The following is a 14,375-nucleotide window of genomic DNA, read 5'->3' on the forward strand; positions in this document are numbered from 1 at the left end:
CTCGAATGGTTGCGCCGCCGGAACGCGGCGGCCAGGACTGTTGCGCGTCCGTTAGCAAGAGCGGGGGAAAAAGTCACCCCCCGCGCGAGCTGTCAGAGCATGGGCGGGGCATGGGCCGGGCCTACCAGCCGCCGCCGCCGCCACCGCCGCCGCCACCGCCCGAGAAGCCGCCACCGCCGCCGCCGGAGCTCGACGACTTCGGCGCCGGCAGCGAGGAGGTGAAGGTCGACGACATCGCCCCGACGCTCTTGCCGAGCGTGCCGGCGATGTTGCGCGTGTCGAAGCTGCGCCCGGAATACCATTTCGGCGCATAGGAGGCGGCGACAGCCGCCCCGGCGGCGGTGAGAAGCCAGGCCTCGAACGCCTTCGACCACGGCTTTTCGACATCGAGGGCGACCGCATAGGGCAGCAGCGTCTCGAAATGCGAGGGGCTCATCTCCGGCGCGCCCTGCATGTTCATCCGGTCCTTCTCGGCGACCTGGAGATACATCTTCAGGCCCTCGATCTCGTCCATCACGCTGCGGCCGAGCGCCGTCGGCGCGCCGATCAGGAAGTAAAACAGGAAGTTCACCGCCAGCAGCGCCACGGCGACGAGCGCCAGCGGAGGGATGTCTCCCAGCGTCTGCAGCAGCAATGCGGAGACCGTCAGATGCCCCATGGTGATGATGGCGAAGACGATGAAGATGAAGGCGATGCGCACGGTCACCCCGCGCGAGCGGCGCATGCTCTGGCCGATATGGACGGCGAACAGGACGCCCATGAAGGTCACCATGAAGATCGGGGCCATCAGGGCGACCTGGTCCTCGGTAAGGCTGCCGAAGACGAGAAGAACGAAGATGGTGATGACCGACAGGACCACGCCGGGGATCAGATAGGCGCTGTTGGCCTTGTAGTAGCGATTGCGGTTCTCGCCCTCGATGGCGCCGCGGAAGGCCTTGCCGAGCGACTGGACCGAGGTGCCGTTGGCCTTGGAGACGGTGAAGTCGCCGCCGCGCTTGTCGAGCCAGCGGGCGATCGCCTTCTCGCCGCTGGGCAGGTCGGCGTAGTCGCCGCGCGCCGCTGCCGGGCGGATCATCGTCAGGTCGCCGGCGAGGTCGTCCAGAACCAGCTTGCCCTTGACCGCCAGGCTGAGACAGGCGGCGGAGAGCGCCCGCCAGCCCTCGTCGCCGAAGCCCTTGCGCGCGATGTAGTTGGACAGGGCCGGCGAGATGCCCTCCGGTCCCTCGAAACGCGGAAAGATCACGCCTTTCGGCGGATCGCGGCCGACCTGCCACCAGGCCCAGAAATAATAGCCGAACACCAGCACCAGGCCGATGCCGCCAAGGATCTCGCCGAGATGATCCTGGAGAAAGTAGCCGAATTCCTGCTGCGCGGTCGGCGCCGCCACCACTCCCTTGGGCATCTCGACGACGACGGTCAGCCCCTCGCGCGGCGCCAGCGGCCGCGTCGCGACGAAGAGCACGCTGCCGCCGCCGTCCTCGACGCGGGCAGTGGCGTCCCGCCCGGTGGCGCCATAGGCGCCGGTATAGGCGGCGTAGTCCGAGACGGTCGCCCCGCTCGGCAGCACGACGCGCGCCACCGCGCGGTCGATCGGGAAGCCCCACTCGTTGCCGGTGGCGTTCCAGTAGACCTCGTCATGGGTCTCGAAGAACCTGATCTGCCGGTCCGTGCGGTAGACGATGGTGTAGGTGTAGATGCCCGGCTGCAGGAAAACATCCTCGTGGCCGATATAGATGCGCACGCCGCTGCCGCCGCGGTTGACCGAATAGCCGTCCTCCTCGCCGTCGCGGGTCACCGAGACGAGATCGAACCCGGCCCGGGCGCGGCGCCCGTCCGCCGTCTCGAAGACGAGAGGAATGTCGCGATAGATGCCGCGGCGGATCTGATTGCCTTCGGCGCGAACCCGGATCGACTCGGTGACGGTCAGTTCGCCGTCCGGGGCGACCTCCACCGTGGCGTTGAAGGCGAGGATGCGTTCGTCGGCCCGCACGGTCGCGGGGGCGAGCAACAGGACCGCCAGGACCAGCGATGCGGCCAGGGCGTTGAGGAGAGAGAGGGCGCGCATGGTCGCGGCGCCCTCAGAAGCTGACCTTGGGCACCGCCCGGTCGGCGGGATCCTCGATCTCGAAATACGGCTCCTGGGTGAAGCCGAAACGGCTGGCGACCAGGTTGGAGGGGAAGCTCTCGACCACCACGTTGAGGGCGCGCACCGCGCCGTTGTAGTAGCGGCGGGCCATCTGCAGGGCTTCCTCGACCTTCTCCAGCGACGCCTGAAGCTCGCGGAAATTGTCGCTCGCCTTGAGGTCCGGATAGGCCTCGGCGACGGCGAACAGCCGCCCCAGCGCCTGCGACAGCAGCCCTTCCGCCTGCGCCCGGCCGGCGACGTCGTTGCGGTCGATGCCCGCCGCCCTCGCCCGCATCTCGGTGACCGCCTCCAGCGCCGCCCGCTCGTGCGTCGCGTAGCCCTTCACCGTCTCCACCAGATTGGGGATCAGGTCGGAGCGACGCTTGAGCTGCACGTCGATGCCGCTCCAGCCCTCGCGCACCATCTGCCGCTTCCGCACCAGATCATTGTAGAGATAGACGAGATAAAGGCCGATCAGGACGATCAGGCCGAGCACGATCCAGGTAGCCATCAGGCGACACCCTCTCCGGTCACGATTGGCGCTTACGCTACTGCAAGCCGGCCGCAGTGGAAACCGCGACGACGCCGGGAGATGTGACGCAGGTCACCGGCCGGGTGTTTGTCTCCCCGCCCGCGCCGGTCTCACGCGGGAGCGTAGCCCACTCCGCCCGCTTCCGTCTCTAGGAAGGCGGCGCCGCAGGCCTTGGCGAGTTCGCGCACCCGCAGGATGTAGTTCTGCCGCTCGGTGACGGAGATCACGCCGCGCGCGTCCAGCAGGTTGAACGCGTGGCTCGCCTTGATGCACTGGTCATAGGCCGGCAGCACCATCTGGTGGACATTGGTCCTGGCGGCGGCGCCGGCGGCGAGAATGGCGCGGCATTCGCGTTCCGCGTCCTCGAAGTGGCGGAACAGCATGGCGGTGTCGGCATGCTCGAAATTGTGCCGCGAATATTCCTGCTCGGCCTGCAGGAAGACGTCGCCATAGGTCACCTTCTCGGCGCCCTCGCGGCCGTTGTAGTTGAGGTCGTAGACGTTATCGACCCCCTGGATATACATCGCCAGACGCTCCAGGCCATAGGTCAGCTCGCCGGCGACCGGCGCGCATTCGAAGCCCGCCACCTGCTGGAAGTAGGTGAACTGCGACACTTCCATGCCGTCGCACCAGCACTCCCAGCCGAGCCCCCAGGCGCCCAGGGTCGGGCTTTCCCAATCGTCCTCGACGAAGCGCACGTCATGCAGCGAGGGGTCGAGGCCGATGGCATAAAGAGAGCGCAGGTACAGGTCCTGCAGGTTCTCCGGCGACGGCTTCATGATCACCTGGAACTGGTAATAGTGCTGCAGCCGGTTCGGGTTCTCGCCATAGCGGCCGTCGGTCGGCCGGCGCGAGGGCTGCACATAGGCCGCCTTCCACGGGCGCGGGCCGAGAGAGCGCAGGGTCGTCGCCGGGTGGAACGTGCCGGCGCCGACTTCCATGTCATAGGGCTGCAGCACGACGCAGCCCTGATCCGCCCAGAACCGCTGCAGCGTCAGGATCAACCCCTGGAAGGAGTTCTCGGGCCGCATATGCGCCGGCACCGTTTCGCTCGTCATCTGCGTCGTCCTTGAATGCAAGAATGGATTGGCCCGGCAGGGCCCGGGCGACAGGTGCCATCAACACCCGGTGCCGTCAAGGTGCGCGAGTGCCTAGATCCGCCGGTTTCGCCCAAGGCTGCAAACTGTGTCCGGGGTCACATCGCCTCAGCTCCCGTTACGTCATTCTCATGGGGCGATGACGATAGAGGAGGAAGATAAATCCCGCGCCATCGAGGACCGGACGCCGGGGATGGTCCCCGGCCCGACACTCGGAGGATTGAATCATGTTGAAACTTCGCACTCTTGCAATGGCCGGCCTCGCCACCCTGGCGATCGCCCTGATGGCCACCGGCGACATGGCCCATGCCAAGAACAACAATGGACAGGGCGGCACGTCGAGCGGATCCGATCCCTCGGGCGGCCGCGTGTGGAGCCACAAGGAACCCGCGGACGGCGTCATTCTCTGCGCCACGCGGAGCTGCATGAAATCGTCGCCCGCCGCCGCGGTGACGCATGTGCCCAACAATCCGAACGGGCGGCCGTACCGGCGGCCCATCGTCGAGAACGAGACCTGCAGCACGACGCGCTACGTCTATCCGAACGGCACGGTCATCGTGCAGTCGAGCTGCCCGCGCGCGGTGATGGGCGTCATCTCGACCCATCGCTAGGATCGGGCTTCGACGAAGATGTCAGACGCCTGAAAACGACCGGCAGGGGGCTGCGATCCGATCGCGGCCCCTGTCGTTTGCCTTACCGTCAGTCCTTGGGGCGGTAGCGCCCCGTCTCCGGATCCTGCTCCAGCGTCTTTGCCGGCAGTTCGCCGCCCGTCCGTCGGGCCGCCTCCGACACCCGGCGCTCGACACGGGCGATTTCGCGCCGCACCGCGCGTATCAGCAGATAGCCGCCAATGGCGAGGCCCGCCGCCGCGATCACATTGACCATCCCGTCCTCCCGATCCTCACAGTCCGAAGCGGGCCCAGAGCGCGCGCTGTTCCAGCGCACCGATCGCCTCATCCGCCCATCCCTGCGCCAGGCCGGCGCCGACCGCGACACCCACCCCCTGACGCCGCGCGAACAGCGAGCGCGGTGCCCCGATCAGCCGCATCCGCACGCTCTCGCCGAAGCGTTCGCGCAGCACCGACCGAATATCGCCGATGCGGTCGACAAGACCAAGGTCGCGCGACGTGGTGCCGGTCCAGAACAGGCCGGAGAACAGGTCGGGCGTCTCGGACAACACATCGCCGCGCCGCCTGCGGACCAGGGCGATGAAGCTCTCGTGCACCTCCTGCTGGATCGCCTTGAGGTGCCGCACATCCTCCTCGCGCTCGGGGCGGAAGGGATCGAGGATCGCCTTGTTCTCCCCGGCCGTGTGGACCCGGCGCTCGATGCCGAGACGGGCGATCGCCTCGGCGAAGCCGAAACTCGCCGAGACGACGCCGATCGAGCCGACGATGGAACTCTCGTCGGCGATGATCTCGTCGCCGGCCAGGGCGAGCATGTAGCCGCCGGAGGCCGCCACGTCCTCGACGAAGACCAGCACCTCCTTCTTCTTCTCGCCGGCAAGCTGGCGGATGCGGTCATGAATCAGCCGCGACTGCACCGGCGAACCGCCCGGCGAATTGACCACCAGCGCCACCGCCGGCCCGTCGAAGGCGAACAGCTTGTCGATCAGCGGCGCGGCCGTTGCCAGCGACAGGCCCGGCCGCAGGGGCGAGGCCATGCCGATGGCACCTTGGAGGCGCAGCACCGGGACGGTGGTCGGGACATCGCCCCATTTTCCGGGAAGGTGCTTGCGGAGTCTGTCGAACAAGGGGTGTCCTCGGGCTCTGAGTGGTCTGGCTGAAATACCTGTGTCTTCGGCATATAGGTCTGCGATGCGGCGATAAAAGAGCCGCCGTCAGGTGCCGGAGGCCTCGTCGAGAGCCGCCCGGATCGCCAGGAAATCGCGCCAGGCATAGCGCTTCTGCACCGGGCTGCGCAGCAGATAGGCCGGATGCAGCGTCGCAACGGCACGGATCGTCGCGCCTTGCGCGGCCGGTCCCAGCGGCAGGTCGAGCCAGCGACCGCGCAGCCGCAGGATGCCGTCCTGCACGCCGGTCAGCGCCTTGGCGGAGGCTCCGCCCAGGAACACCAGCACCTTCGGCCGCACCAGCTCGATCTGGCGCAGCACGAAGGGCTTGCAGATCTCGGTTTCCTGCGGGCTCGGCGTGCGGTTGCCCGGCGGGCGCCAGGGCACGACATTGGTGATATAGACCTCGCCGCGCGCCAGGCCGATCGCCTCCAGCATCCGGTCGAGCAACTGGCCGGAACGCCCGACAAAGGGCAGACCGCGCGCGTCCTCCTCCCGCCCCGGCGCCTCGCCGACAAACATCACCCGCGCATTGGCCGGCCCGTCGGCGAAAACCAGCGACTTGGCGGTGAGCTTGAGGTTGCAGCCGTCGAAGCGGGACAGCGTCTCGCGCAAGTCGTCCAGCGTCGCCGCCGTGCGGGCGGCCTCGCGGGCGGCAACGACCACCTCGTCTCCCGGCACGACGGCAGCCCCGGCCGCCATTGCACCTTGTGCGGGAGCTGCCGGCGCCCGCATCGGCGGGGCAGACCTCGGTGGCTGAGACTGGGGCGGCTGAGACTGGGGCGGTTGAAACTGGGGCGGCATCTGCCGCGCAGCGGGCCCGGCAGTTGGGGCAGCCGGCATTCCGGCCGGCGCTGTGCGCGCGGCGGGCACCGTCTCGGACAGGGCGAAGGCGTCGGAGGGCTCCAGTTCCAGCCATCCGTCGGCGCCGGCAGAGATGTAGAAATCGAGCAGCGCCTCGAGCGCCGAGGAGACCTTGCGCTCGCCCTCGGCCACCGTCGCGGACGGGCCATCGTCGTGCCTGCGGTCTGTCGGGTCTGCGGGTTCCATGCGGCTGTTGTGCCGCATCGCTCCCGGCAGCGCAATCGTTCCCGCCTTGACGGCGAGCGACACGTTCGGAATATTCCTCTTACGTAAACGTCATATGGCAGCCATTGGCTTATCGACATTGCGGCGCCTTTCGCGCTGCACTAAACAGAAAACGCTGAGACCGAGGCACGCGGCACGAGAGGGAGAGAGGCATGAGCGACACGGAGACGCTTGGCGAACGCGAAAGCATGGAATTCGACGTCGTCATCGTCGGCGCCGGACCGGCGGGACTGTCGGCGGCCATCCGGCTCAAGCAGATCGCCGAGGAGAAGGGCGAGGAGCTCTCCGTCGTCGTGCTGGAAAAGGGCTCCGAGGTCGGCGCCCACATCCTGTCGGGCGCGGTGGTCGATCCGATCGGCGTCGACAGGCTGCTGCCGGGCTGGCGCGAGGAGGCGGACACGCCGTTCAAGACGCCAGTGACCGCCGACCACTTCCTGGTGCTGGGTCCCGCGGGCTCCATGCGGCTGCCGAACATCATGATGCCGCCGTTGATGAACAATCACGGCAACTACATCGTCTCGCTCGGCAATGTCTGCCGCTGGCTCGCCGGCAAGGCGGAGGCGCTCGGCGTCGAGATCTATCCGGGCTTTGCCGCCGCCGAAGTGCTCTATGACGACACCGGCGCCGTGGTCGGCGTTGCCACCGGCGACATGGGCATCGGCCGCGACGGCAAGCCCAACGCCAATTTCACCCGCGGCATGGAGCTGCGCGGCAAATATGTGCTCATCGCCGAGGGCGTGCGCGGCTCGCTCGCCAAGGAGCTGATCGCCCGCTTCGATCTCGATGCGCATTCCGACGTGCCGAAATTCGGCATCGGCATCAAGGAACTGTGGCAGGTCGACCCGTCGAAGCACCGGCCGGGCCTGGTGCAGCACAGCTTCGGCTGGCCGCTCGACAACCGGACCGGCGGCGGCTCGTTCCTCTATCACCTCGAAGACAACCAGGTCGCGGTCGGCTTCGTCGTCCACCTCAATTACAAGAACCCCTACCTCGCCCCGTTCGAGGAGTTCCAGCGGTTCAAGACCCATCCGGCGATCCGCGAGACCTTCGAGGGCGGCAAGCGCATTTCCTATGGCGCGCGCGCCATCACCGAGGGCGGCTTCCAGTCGGTGCCCAAGCTCTCCTTCCCCGGCGGGTTGCTGATCGGCTGTTCCGCCGGCTTCGTCAACGTGCCGCGCATCAAGGGATCGCACAACGCGATGCTGTCCGGCATGCTGGCGGCGGAGGAGATCATGGCCGCGCTCGGACGCGGCGAGGCGAATGCCGAGCTTACCGGCTACGACGCCGCCTGGCGCGCAAGCGAGATCGGCAAGGACCTGAAGAAGGTCCGCAACGTCAAGCCGCTGCTGTCGCGCTTCGGCACGCTGTTCGGCACCATGCTCGGCGGCTTCGACATGTGGACCAACGAGCTGTTCGGCATCTCCCTGTTCGGCACCGTCTCGCATGGCAAGCGGGATTCGGAGAGCCTGGAGCCGGCGGCCAGGCACAGCCCGATCGCCTATCCCAAGCCGGACGGCAAGGTGTCCTTCGACAAGCTCTCCTCGGTGTTCCTGTCGAACACCAATCACGAGGAAGACCAGCCGATCCACCTCAAGGTGAAGGACATGGCGCTGCAGAAGGCATCGGAGCACGATGTCTATGCCGGCCCGTCGAACCGCTACTGCCCGGCCGGCGTCTATGAGTGGATCGAGGAAGGCGAGGACGCCCCGCGCTTCCAGATCAACGCGCAGAACTGCGTCCACTGCAAGACCTGCGACATCAAGGACCCGAACCGGAACATCACCTGGACGGTGCCGGAAGGCGCGGGCGGCCCGAACTACCCGAACATGTAAGGGCGTTCGATACCAAGTGCAGGCAGGGGATGCTCTCAGGCAAATCCCCTGCCCGCCGCCAGCGTCTCCTCGACGAAATCGTCGATGAATGCGTCCAGCGCCGGCCAGTCGGTGAACTCCATCTCGCCGGACGGGTCCATCTCGACGCCCTTCTGCCGCAGGATGCGGTGGATCACCCAGCGCTTGAGAAACCCCATCTGCCGGTCGCGCACGGCGCCGGCGGCAAGATGCAGGCGCGTCGGCTCCCAATCGAGATCGTCGAACATCACTTCTGCCGCCTCGCGGGCATTGTCGATGTCCTCCGCCTTTTGCGAGGAGGCGGACAGGCTGACGGAGACAAAGGCCGTCGGGACGCTCTCCAGCCGGGCGCGCTGCCGGCGGATGAAGTCGAGCATTTCGGGCTGATGCCGGCTGACATGCAGGGAGGCGGCGAGCACCGCCGCGTCGAAGGAGCCGAGCTCGAGCGAAGCCGCCGCCTTGGCGTCGACCAGCGTCACGCTGTGCCCCGCGCCCTTCAGCCTTGCGGCCACCCGCTCGGCAATCTTGCGGGTCTGTCCCTCGGTCGTGGCATAGACCACGAGGAAATGTGCCATTCCATCCATCCTGCAGCGCCGCGTCAGACATGGCAGGATGCATCAGCCGGACGAAGCTTTCATGACGGAAGTCAACACGATCATGACAAAGCCGGCAAAGGAAATCGCGCCGTCAGGCGCGATTTCGCGTCAGCGCCTCCACCGCCGCGAAGGCGGACATGTTGACCACGCCGCGTGAGGTCACCGACGGCGTCAGGATATGCACCGGCTTGGCCGTTCCCAGCAGGATCGGGCCGACATGCAGGCTGTCGGTCATCACCTTCACCAGGTTGAGCGCGATATTGGCGGCATCGAGCGAGGGGAAGACCAAAAGGTTCGCCTCTCCGGTCAGCCGCGAATCCGGCATCACCCGGCCGCGCATGGCCAGCGACAGGGCGCTGTCGCCATGCATCTCGCCGTCGACTTCCAGGTCCGGCACCATCTCCTTGAGCAGGTCCAGGGCCGCGCGCATCTTGTCGGCCGAGGCCATGTCGCGCGAGCCGAAGTTCGAGGCGGACAGGAGCGCTGCGCGCGGCGTGATGCCGAAGCGGCGGATTTCCTCGGCCGCCAGCATCGTCGTCTCGGCGATCTCGCGCGCCGAAGGATCGACCGTCACATAGGTGTCGGTGAAGAAGGTCGCGCCGTTCGAGTTGATCAGCAGCGACAGGGCGGAGAAGTCCTGCACGCCCGGCGCATTGCCGATGATGCCGCGCACATCGGCCAGGTGCTTGGAATAGCGCCCCTCCAGGCCGCAGATCAGCGCGTCGGCCTCGCCCCGGTGCAGCGCCAGCGCGCCGATCACCGTGGTGTTGGAGCGCACCATGGTGCGCGCGGCCTCCGGCGTGACGCCGCGCCGGCCGATCAGCGAGAACAGCGTGTCGACATAGTCGCGGTAGCGCGGATCGTCTTCCGGATTGGTGCATTCGAAGTCGCGGCCCGGCCGGATCTTCAGGCCGAAGCGCTCGCAGCGGCTCTCGATCACCGAGGGACGGCCGATCAGGATCGGCCGCGCCAGCCGGTCCTCCAGCAGCACCTGCGCGGCGCGCAGCACGCGCTCGTCCTCGCCGTTGGAATAGATGATCCGCGTCTCGCTGGCGCGCGCCGCCGCGATGATCGGCTTCATGATCAGGCCGGAGCGGAAGACGAAGCGGTTCAGCCGGTCGTGATAGGCGTCGAAATCCTCGATCGGGCGCACCGCGACGCCGGTCTCCATCGCCGCCCGCGCCACTGCCGGGGCGATGCGCAGGATCAGCCGCTGGTCGAAGGGCGAGGGGATCAGATATTTCGGGCCGAAGGTCTCGGAGACGCCGCCATAGGCGCGTGCGGCCACTTCCGAGGGCTCCTCGCGGGCGAGTTCGGCGATCGCGGCAACGGCGGCGAGCTTCATCTCCTCGTTGATCGTGGTGGCGCCGACATCCAGCGCGCCGCGGAAGATATAGGGGAAGCACAGGACGTTGTTGACCTGGTTCGGATAGTCCGAGCGGCCGGTGCACATCATCACGTCGTCGCGCACGGCGAGCGCGGCCTCCGGCATGATCTCCGGCTTGGGATTGGCCAGCGCCAGGATCAGCGGCCGTGCGGCCATCGCCGCGACCATCTCCGGCTTCAGCACGCCGGCGGCGGACAGGCCGAGGAAGACATCGGCGCCGGGGATCACCTCGGCCAGCGTGCGCGCGTCGGTCTCCTGCGCGAACAGCGCCTTCCACTCGTCCATCAGGGTCTCGCGGCCCTTGTAGACGACGCCCTCGATGTCGGTGACGAAGATGTTCTCCCGCGAGGCGCCGAGCGAGACCAGCAGATTGAGGCAGGCGAGCGCCGCCGCCCCCGCGCCGGAGGCGACGATCTTGACCTTGGCGATGTCCTTGCCGGCAAGTTCCAGCGCGTTCTTGACGGCGGCGCCGACGATGATCGCCGTGCCGTGCTGGTCGTCATGGAAGACCGGAATGTTCATCCGCTCGCGCAGGGCGCGCTCGATCATGAAGCATTCGGGCGCCTTGATGTCCTCCAGGTTGATGCCGCCGAAGGTCGGCTCGAGCACGGCGACCGCGTCGACGAACTTGTCGACATCGAGCTCGTCCACCTCGATATCGAAGACATCGATGCCGGCAAACTTCTTGAAGAGGACCGCCTTGCCCTCCATCACCGGCTTGGAGGCCAGCGGCCCGATATTGCCGAGCCCGAGCACCGCCGTGCCGTTGGAAACGACGCCGACGAGATTGGCGCGCGCGGTGTATTCGGCCGCAAGCGAGGGATCGCGGGCGATCTCCAGGCACGGCGCGGCAACGCCGGGCGAATAGGCCAGCGCCAGGTCGCGCTGGTTGCCGAGCGGCTTGGTCGCCTGGATCTCCAGCTTTCCCGGGCGCGGATGGCGGTGATAGTAGAGCGCGGCCTCATCGAGATCGTTGGCGGGCAGGGTATCGGTTTTTTTCTCGGTCATCGCGATCCACTTAAGGCTGGCAGGCGGCGGGTCCGCTGGCACATCCGGTCCACGGCGGTCACCCGCCCCTCGCGCCCGCCGGCTCGGCGGCGCGGGCGAGCGGCGCGAACAGGACGAGGATGCGAATCAGCAGGTACAGGACCAGCGCGTTCAGGCAATGCCATACGAAATGCGTTCCCAAAGGGAAAGACGGGCAAAATGGGATATCGCTCATTCTGAAAGCAAGCGAAATCACGAAAACCGTGCCCGCAAGTGCCAGCGGCGCGCTGGCCGGCGGGCATCGCCGCGCTGCAAGGGCGGCAACGCCGAAGATGGCGAGCGCGGCCGGTGCATAGCCGGCGGAGGATCCGAGGATCCCGGAGAGCTGCGGCGCCACGCCGTAGCTGGCGGCGAGGAAGGCCAGCGTCGCCCCGATCGACCAGCCGAGGCCGAGGCCGAGGATGCGCCGCATCGCCAGGAAGAAATAGGCGTAGATGAAGACCGCGATCGGCACCACGTCGGCCAGCGCCGACCAGCGATTGGCGAAGGTGTGGAACAGGAAGGAGCCGATGCCGACCACGGCGACCACCACGACCAGAAACAGCACGCCGGCATCGCCCGGCGCCCTGCGCCGCCACAGCAGCCAGGCGAAAAGGGCGGCGATCAGGAAGGCGCCGTTGGTCACCGCGTTGACCGGCTCGGCCCAGAATTCCGGTCCCAGCCGCTCGCAATAGGCATTGATCGGTCTCGTCCAGTCCATCGTCCGCTCCTCGTGCCGCCCCACCGGTCCCCTGCCAGTCGGTCCTCGCTGGCGCCCGAGTGTGACCCGCCCTATCCTTGCGGGCAAATAGCAACCATCGCCTCAGGGCAGGGCCCTGCGCTCCACGAGGATCATCACGCCGATGCATCGCATTGATGACAGCCGTCCCTTCGTTCCGCTCAACATCGCCGTCCTCACCGTCTCCGACACCCGCTCGCTGGAGGAGGACCGCTCCGGCGGCACGCTGGTCGCCCGGATCGAGGAGGCCGGCCACCGCCTGGCGGACCGCGCCATCGTCACCGACGACGTGGAGAAGATCCGCGCCGTGGTTAGCGCCTGGACCGCCTCGCCCGATGTCGACGTGGTGATCACCACCGGCGGCACCGGCTTCACCGGCCGCGATGTCACGCCGGAGGCGATCGAGCCGCTGTTCGAGAAGACAATGGACGGTTTTTCCGAAGTCTTCCACCGCATCTCCTACGACAAGATCGGCACCTCGACCATTCAGTCGCGGGCGACCGGCGGCGTCATCGACGCGACCTATGTCTTCGTGCTGCCCGGCTCGCCGGGCGCCTGCAAGGATGCCTGGGACGGCATCCTCAAGTGGCAGCTCGACTACCGGCACATGCCCTGCAACTTCGTCGAGATCATGCCTCGCCTCGACGAGCATCTGAAGCGCGGCAAGCTGCGCGAGGCGTGAGACGCGGGGCCGCGGATCCACGCATCCTCTTCACGGATGCGTGAGCGCCGCTTTCCGTCATGCCCGGCGGGCCTAAGTGCCGCTGGGGAGCCTTGGGACCAATGGGAGGGTTTACGGACATGATCGAACTCAGCCTCAACCGCAGGACGCTGCTGACCGGCGCCGCCGTCACCGCTCTTGCCGCCCCCGCCATCGTCTCCGGCAGCGTGCGCGTGCGCGCCGAAGCGCCGATGCTCGGCGCCGCCGGCCCCACCTTCAACCGCATCAAGCTCGGCGACTTCGAGGTCACCACCCTGCTGGACGCCGCGCGCGCGATGGACGGGCCGCATCCGATCTTCGGCGAGAATCAGGAGGCGGCGGCGGTCGCCGAACTGCTCGACGCGAACAACCTGCCGTCCGACAAGATGGTCAACGGCTTCACGCCGGTTCTCGTCAACACCGGCGCGCAGCTCATCCTCTTCGACACCGGCCTCGGCGGCGATGCCGGCACGCTGACCGCCCAGCTTGCCGCAGCCGGCTACACGCCCGAGCAGGTCGACATCGTCGTGCTGACCCACATGCACCCCGATCACATCGGCGGGCTGATGACCGGCGATGCGCCGGCCTATCCGAACGCCCGCTATGTCGCAGGTCAGGCCGAATACGACTTCTGGTCCGCCGAGGAGCGCCTGTCCGGGCCGACCGAGCGCGTCGCAACGCTGGTGCGCTCCAACGTGACGCCATTTGCCGAAAACATGACCTTCATCGGCGACGGCGGCGAGGTCGTCTCCGGCATCACCGGCATCGACACGTCCGGCCACACGCCGGGGCACCTCTCGTTCCATGTGGAGAGCGGCGGCAAGCGGCTGCTGATCTGGGGCGATGTCGCGAATCATTTCGTCGCCTCGATCCAGCGTCCCGACTGGCATGTCCGCTTCGACATGGACAAGGAGAAGGCGGCGGCGACCCGCAAGCGCGTCTTCGACATGGTCGCGACCGACAGGATCCCGGTGACGGGCTATCACATGCCCTTCCCGGCGCTCGGCTATGTCCAGGCGAGCGGCGAGAGCTATCGCTGGCTGCCGGCCGCCTATCAGTTCGCTCTCTGAGCAGACGCTCGCCGGCGCCCTTCGCCACCCCTTTGGCCCTCCCGGACGGCGCACCGCGCCGAGCCGGGACGGGCTGGGGGGGCAGGACCGGCGGAAACGATGCACAGGCCGGCGCCTCGCCCACAGGCTGTCGTCCCGGTTCCGGCGAAGCCGGAGAGCCGGGAACCATTGCCACCCTCAGTGGGTGTTTGTCGCTCCCCCCTCTCCTTGCGTCTTCCCGGGCGTCTTCCCGGGCAAGGCGCAGCCGCGACCCGTATGTGGACGGCCCCCTGAGGGCAAGCGATTAGTCGAGGAGTGCCCGGATCGACAGCGGTTCGTATGTCCGGCCTGTTTCGGCGGCATGGTGAACCGCCATGGCCCAAGATGGGTTGC

The 14,375-nt window shown here is 67.6% G+C and carries 13 protein-coding genes; 4 read left to right on the forward strand and 9 right to left on the reverse strand.

What is annotated here, in order from left to right:
* Positions 1-121 precede the first annotated feature (121 nt).
* The 3 genes from P2PM1_RS05870 to P2PM1_RS05880 form a co-directional block, all read right to left on the reverse strand.
* Positions 122-2,065 (reverse strand): DUF2207 domain-containing protein, encoded by a 1,944-nt coding sequence (locus tag P2PM1_RS05870; RefSeq protein ID WP_186398475.1) that lies wholly within the window; start codon positions 2,063-2,065, stop codon positions 122-124.
* 13 nt (positions 2,066-2,078) lie between these two features.
* On the reverse strand, positions 2,079-2,636 hold the full coding sequence (locus tag P2PM1_RS05875; RefSeq protein WP_186386926.1) for a LemA family protein: 558 nt from the start codon (positions 2,634-2,636) through the stop codon (positions 2,079-2,081).
* A 131-nt stretch (positions 2,637-2,767) separates the two neighbouring features.
* Positions 2,768-3,715: a glycine--tRNA ligase subunit alpha gene (locus tag P2PM1_RS05880; protein ID WP_186386927.1), complete on the reverse strand. Its 948-nt coding sequence runs from the start codon at positions 3,713-3,715 to the stop codon at positions 2,768-2,770.
* Between the two features lie 266 nt (positions 3,716-3,981).
* Here P2PM1_RS05880 and P2PM1_RS05885 point away from each other — a divergent pair, with 266 nt between their 5' ends.
* Positions 3,982-4,365, forward strand: a complete 384-nt coding sequence (locus tag P2PM1_RS05885) for a hypothetical protein (protein WP_186398476.1) — start codon at positions 3,982-3,984, stop codon at positions 4,363-4,365.
* Between the two features lie 88 nt (positions 4,366-4,453).
* Here P2PM1_RS05885 and P2PM1_RS05890 read toward each other — a convergent pair whose 3' ends face one another.
* From P2PM1_RS05890 to P2PM1_RS05900, 3 genes are all read right to left on the reverse strand, one after another.
* Complete coding sequence (locus P2PM1_RS05890; protein ID WP_186386929.1) at positions 4,454-4,639, reverse strand: hypothetical protein; 186 nt, start codon at positions 4,637-4,639, stop codon at positions 4,454-4,456.
* 16 nt (positions 4,640-4,655) lie between these two features.
* Entirely contained in the window at positions 4,656-5,507 is an 852-nt protein-coding gene (locus tag P2PM1_RS05895; protein ID WP_186394976.1) for a S49 family peptidase, read from the reverse strand.
* An 87-nt stretch (positions 5,508-5,594) separates the two neighbouring features.
* Complete coding sequence (locus P2PM1_RS05900; RefSeq protein WP_244301422.1) at positions 5,595-6,659, reverse strand: uracil-DNA glycosylase family protein; 1,065 nt, start codon at positions 6,657-6,659, stop codon at positions 5,595-5,597.
* A gap of 128 nt (positions 6,660-6,787) precedes the next feature.
* On the opposite strand from P2PM1_RS05900, the gene P2PM1_RS05905 reads away from it, so the two are divergent.
* Complete coding sequence (locus P2PM1_RS05905; RefSeq protein WP_186398477.1) at positions 6,788-8,467, forward strand: electron transfer flavoprotein-ubiquinone oxidoreductase; 1,680 nt, start codon at positions 6,788-6,790, stop codon at positions 8,465-8,467.
* A gap of 35 nt (positions 8,468-8,502) precedes the next feature.
* Here the strand turns inward: P2PM1_RS05905 and P2PM1_RS05910 are convergent, their stop codons facing one another.
* The 3 genes from P2PM1_RS05910 to P2PM1_RS05920 all read right to left on the reverse strand — a co-directional run bounded on the left by P2PM1_RS05910 (position 8,503) and on the right by P2PM1_RS05920 (position 12,215).
* Positions 8,503-9,060, reverse strand: coding sequence for a flavodoxin domain-containing protein (locus tag P2PM1_RS05910; RefSeq protein WP_186398478.1), 558 nt, complete (start codon positions 9,058-9,060; stop codon positions 8,503-8,505).
* Between the two features lie 112 nt (positions 9,061-9,172).
* The gene (locus tag P2PM1_RS05915; RefSeq protein WP_186398479.1) at positions 9,173-11,476 is read right to left on the reverse strand and encodes an NADP-dependent malic enzyme; all 2,304 of its coding nucleotides are present in this window, start codon (positions 11,474-11,476) and stop codon (positions 9,173-9,175) included.
* A 58-nt stretch (positions 11,477-11,534) separates the two neighbouring features.
* Positions 11,535-12,215 (reverse strand): ceramidase domain-containing protein, encoded by a 681-nt coding sequence (locus P2PM1_RS05920; RefSeq protein ID WP_186398480.1) that lies wholly within the window; start codon positions 12,213-12,215, stop codon positions 11,535-11,537.
* A 142-nt stretch (positions 12,216-12,357) separates the two neighbouring features.
* Between P2PM1_RS05920 and moaB the strand changes: the two genes are divergently transcribed.
* Entirely contained in the window at positions 12,358-12,915 is a 558-nt protein-coding gene (moaB, locus tag P2PM1_RS05925) for a molybdenum cofactor biosynthesis protein B (protein ID WP_186398481.1), read from the forward strand.
* 119 nt (positions 12,916-13,034) lie between these two features.
* Positions 13,035-14,003, forward strand: coding sequence for an MBL fold metallo-hydrolase (locus P2PM1_RS05930; RefSeq protein ID WP_186398482.1), 969 nt, complete (start codon positions 13,035-13,037; stop codon positions 14,001-14,003).
* The last annotated feature ends 372 nt before the right edge of the window (positions 14,004-14,375 follow it).

Source organism: Stappia sp. P2PMeth1, from assembly GCF_900185735.1.
In the GTDB taxonomy this organism is placed as follows: domain Bacteria; phylum Pseudomonadota; class Alphaproteobacteria; order Rhizobiales; family Stappiaceae; genus Stappia.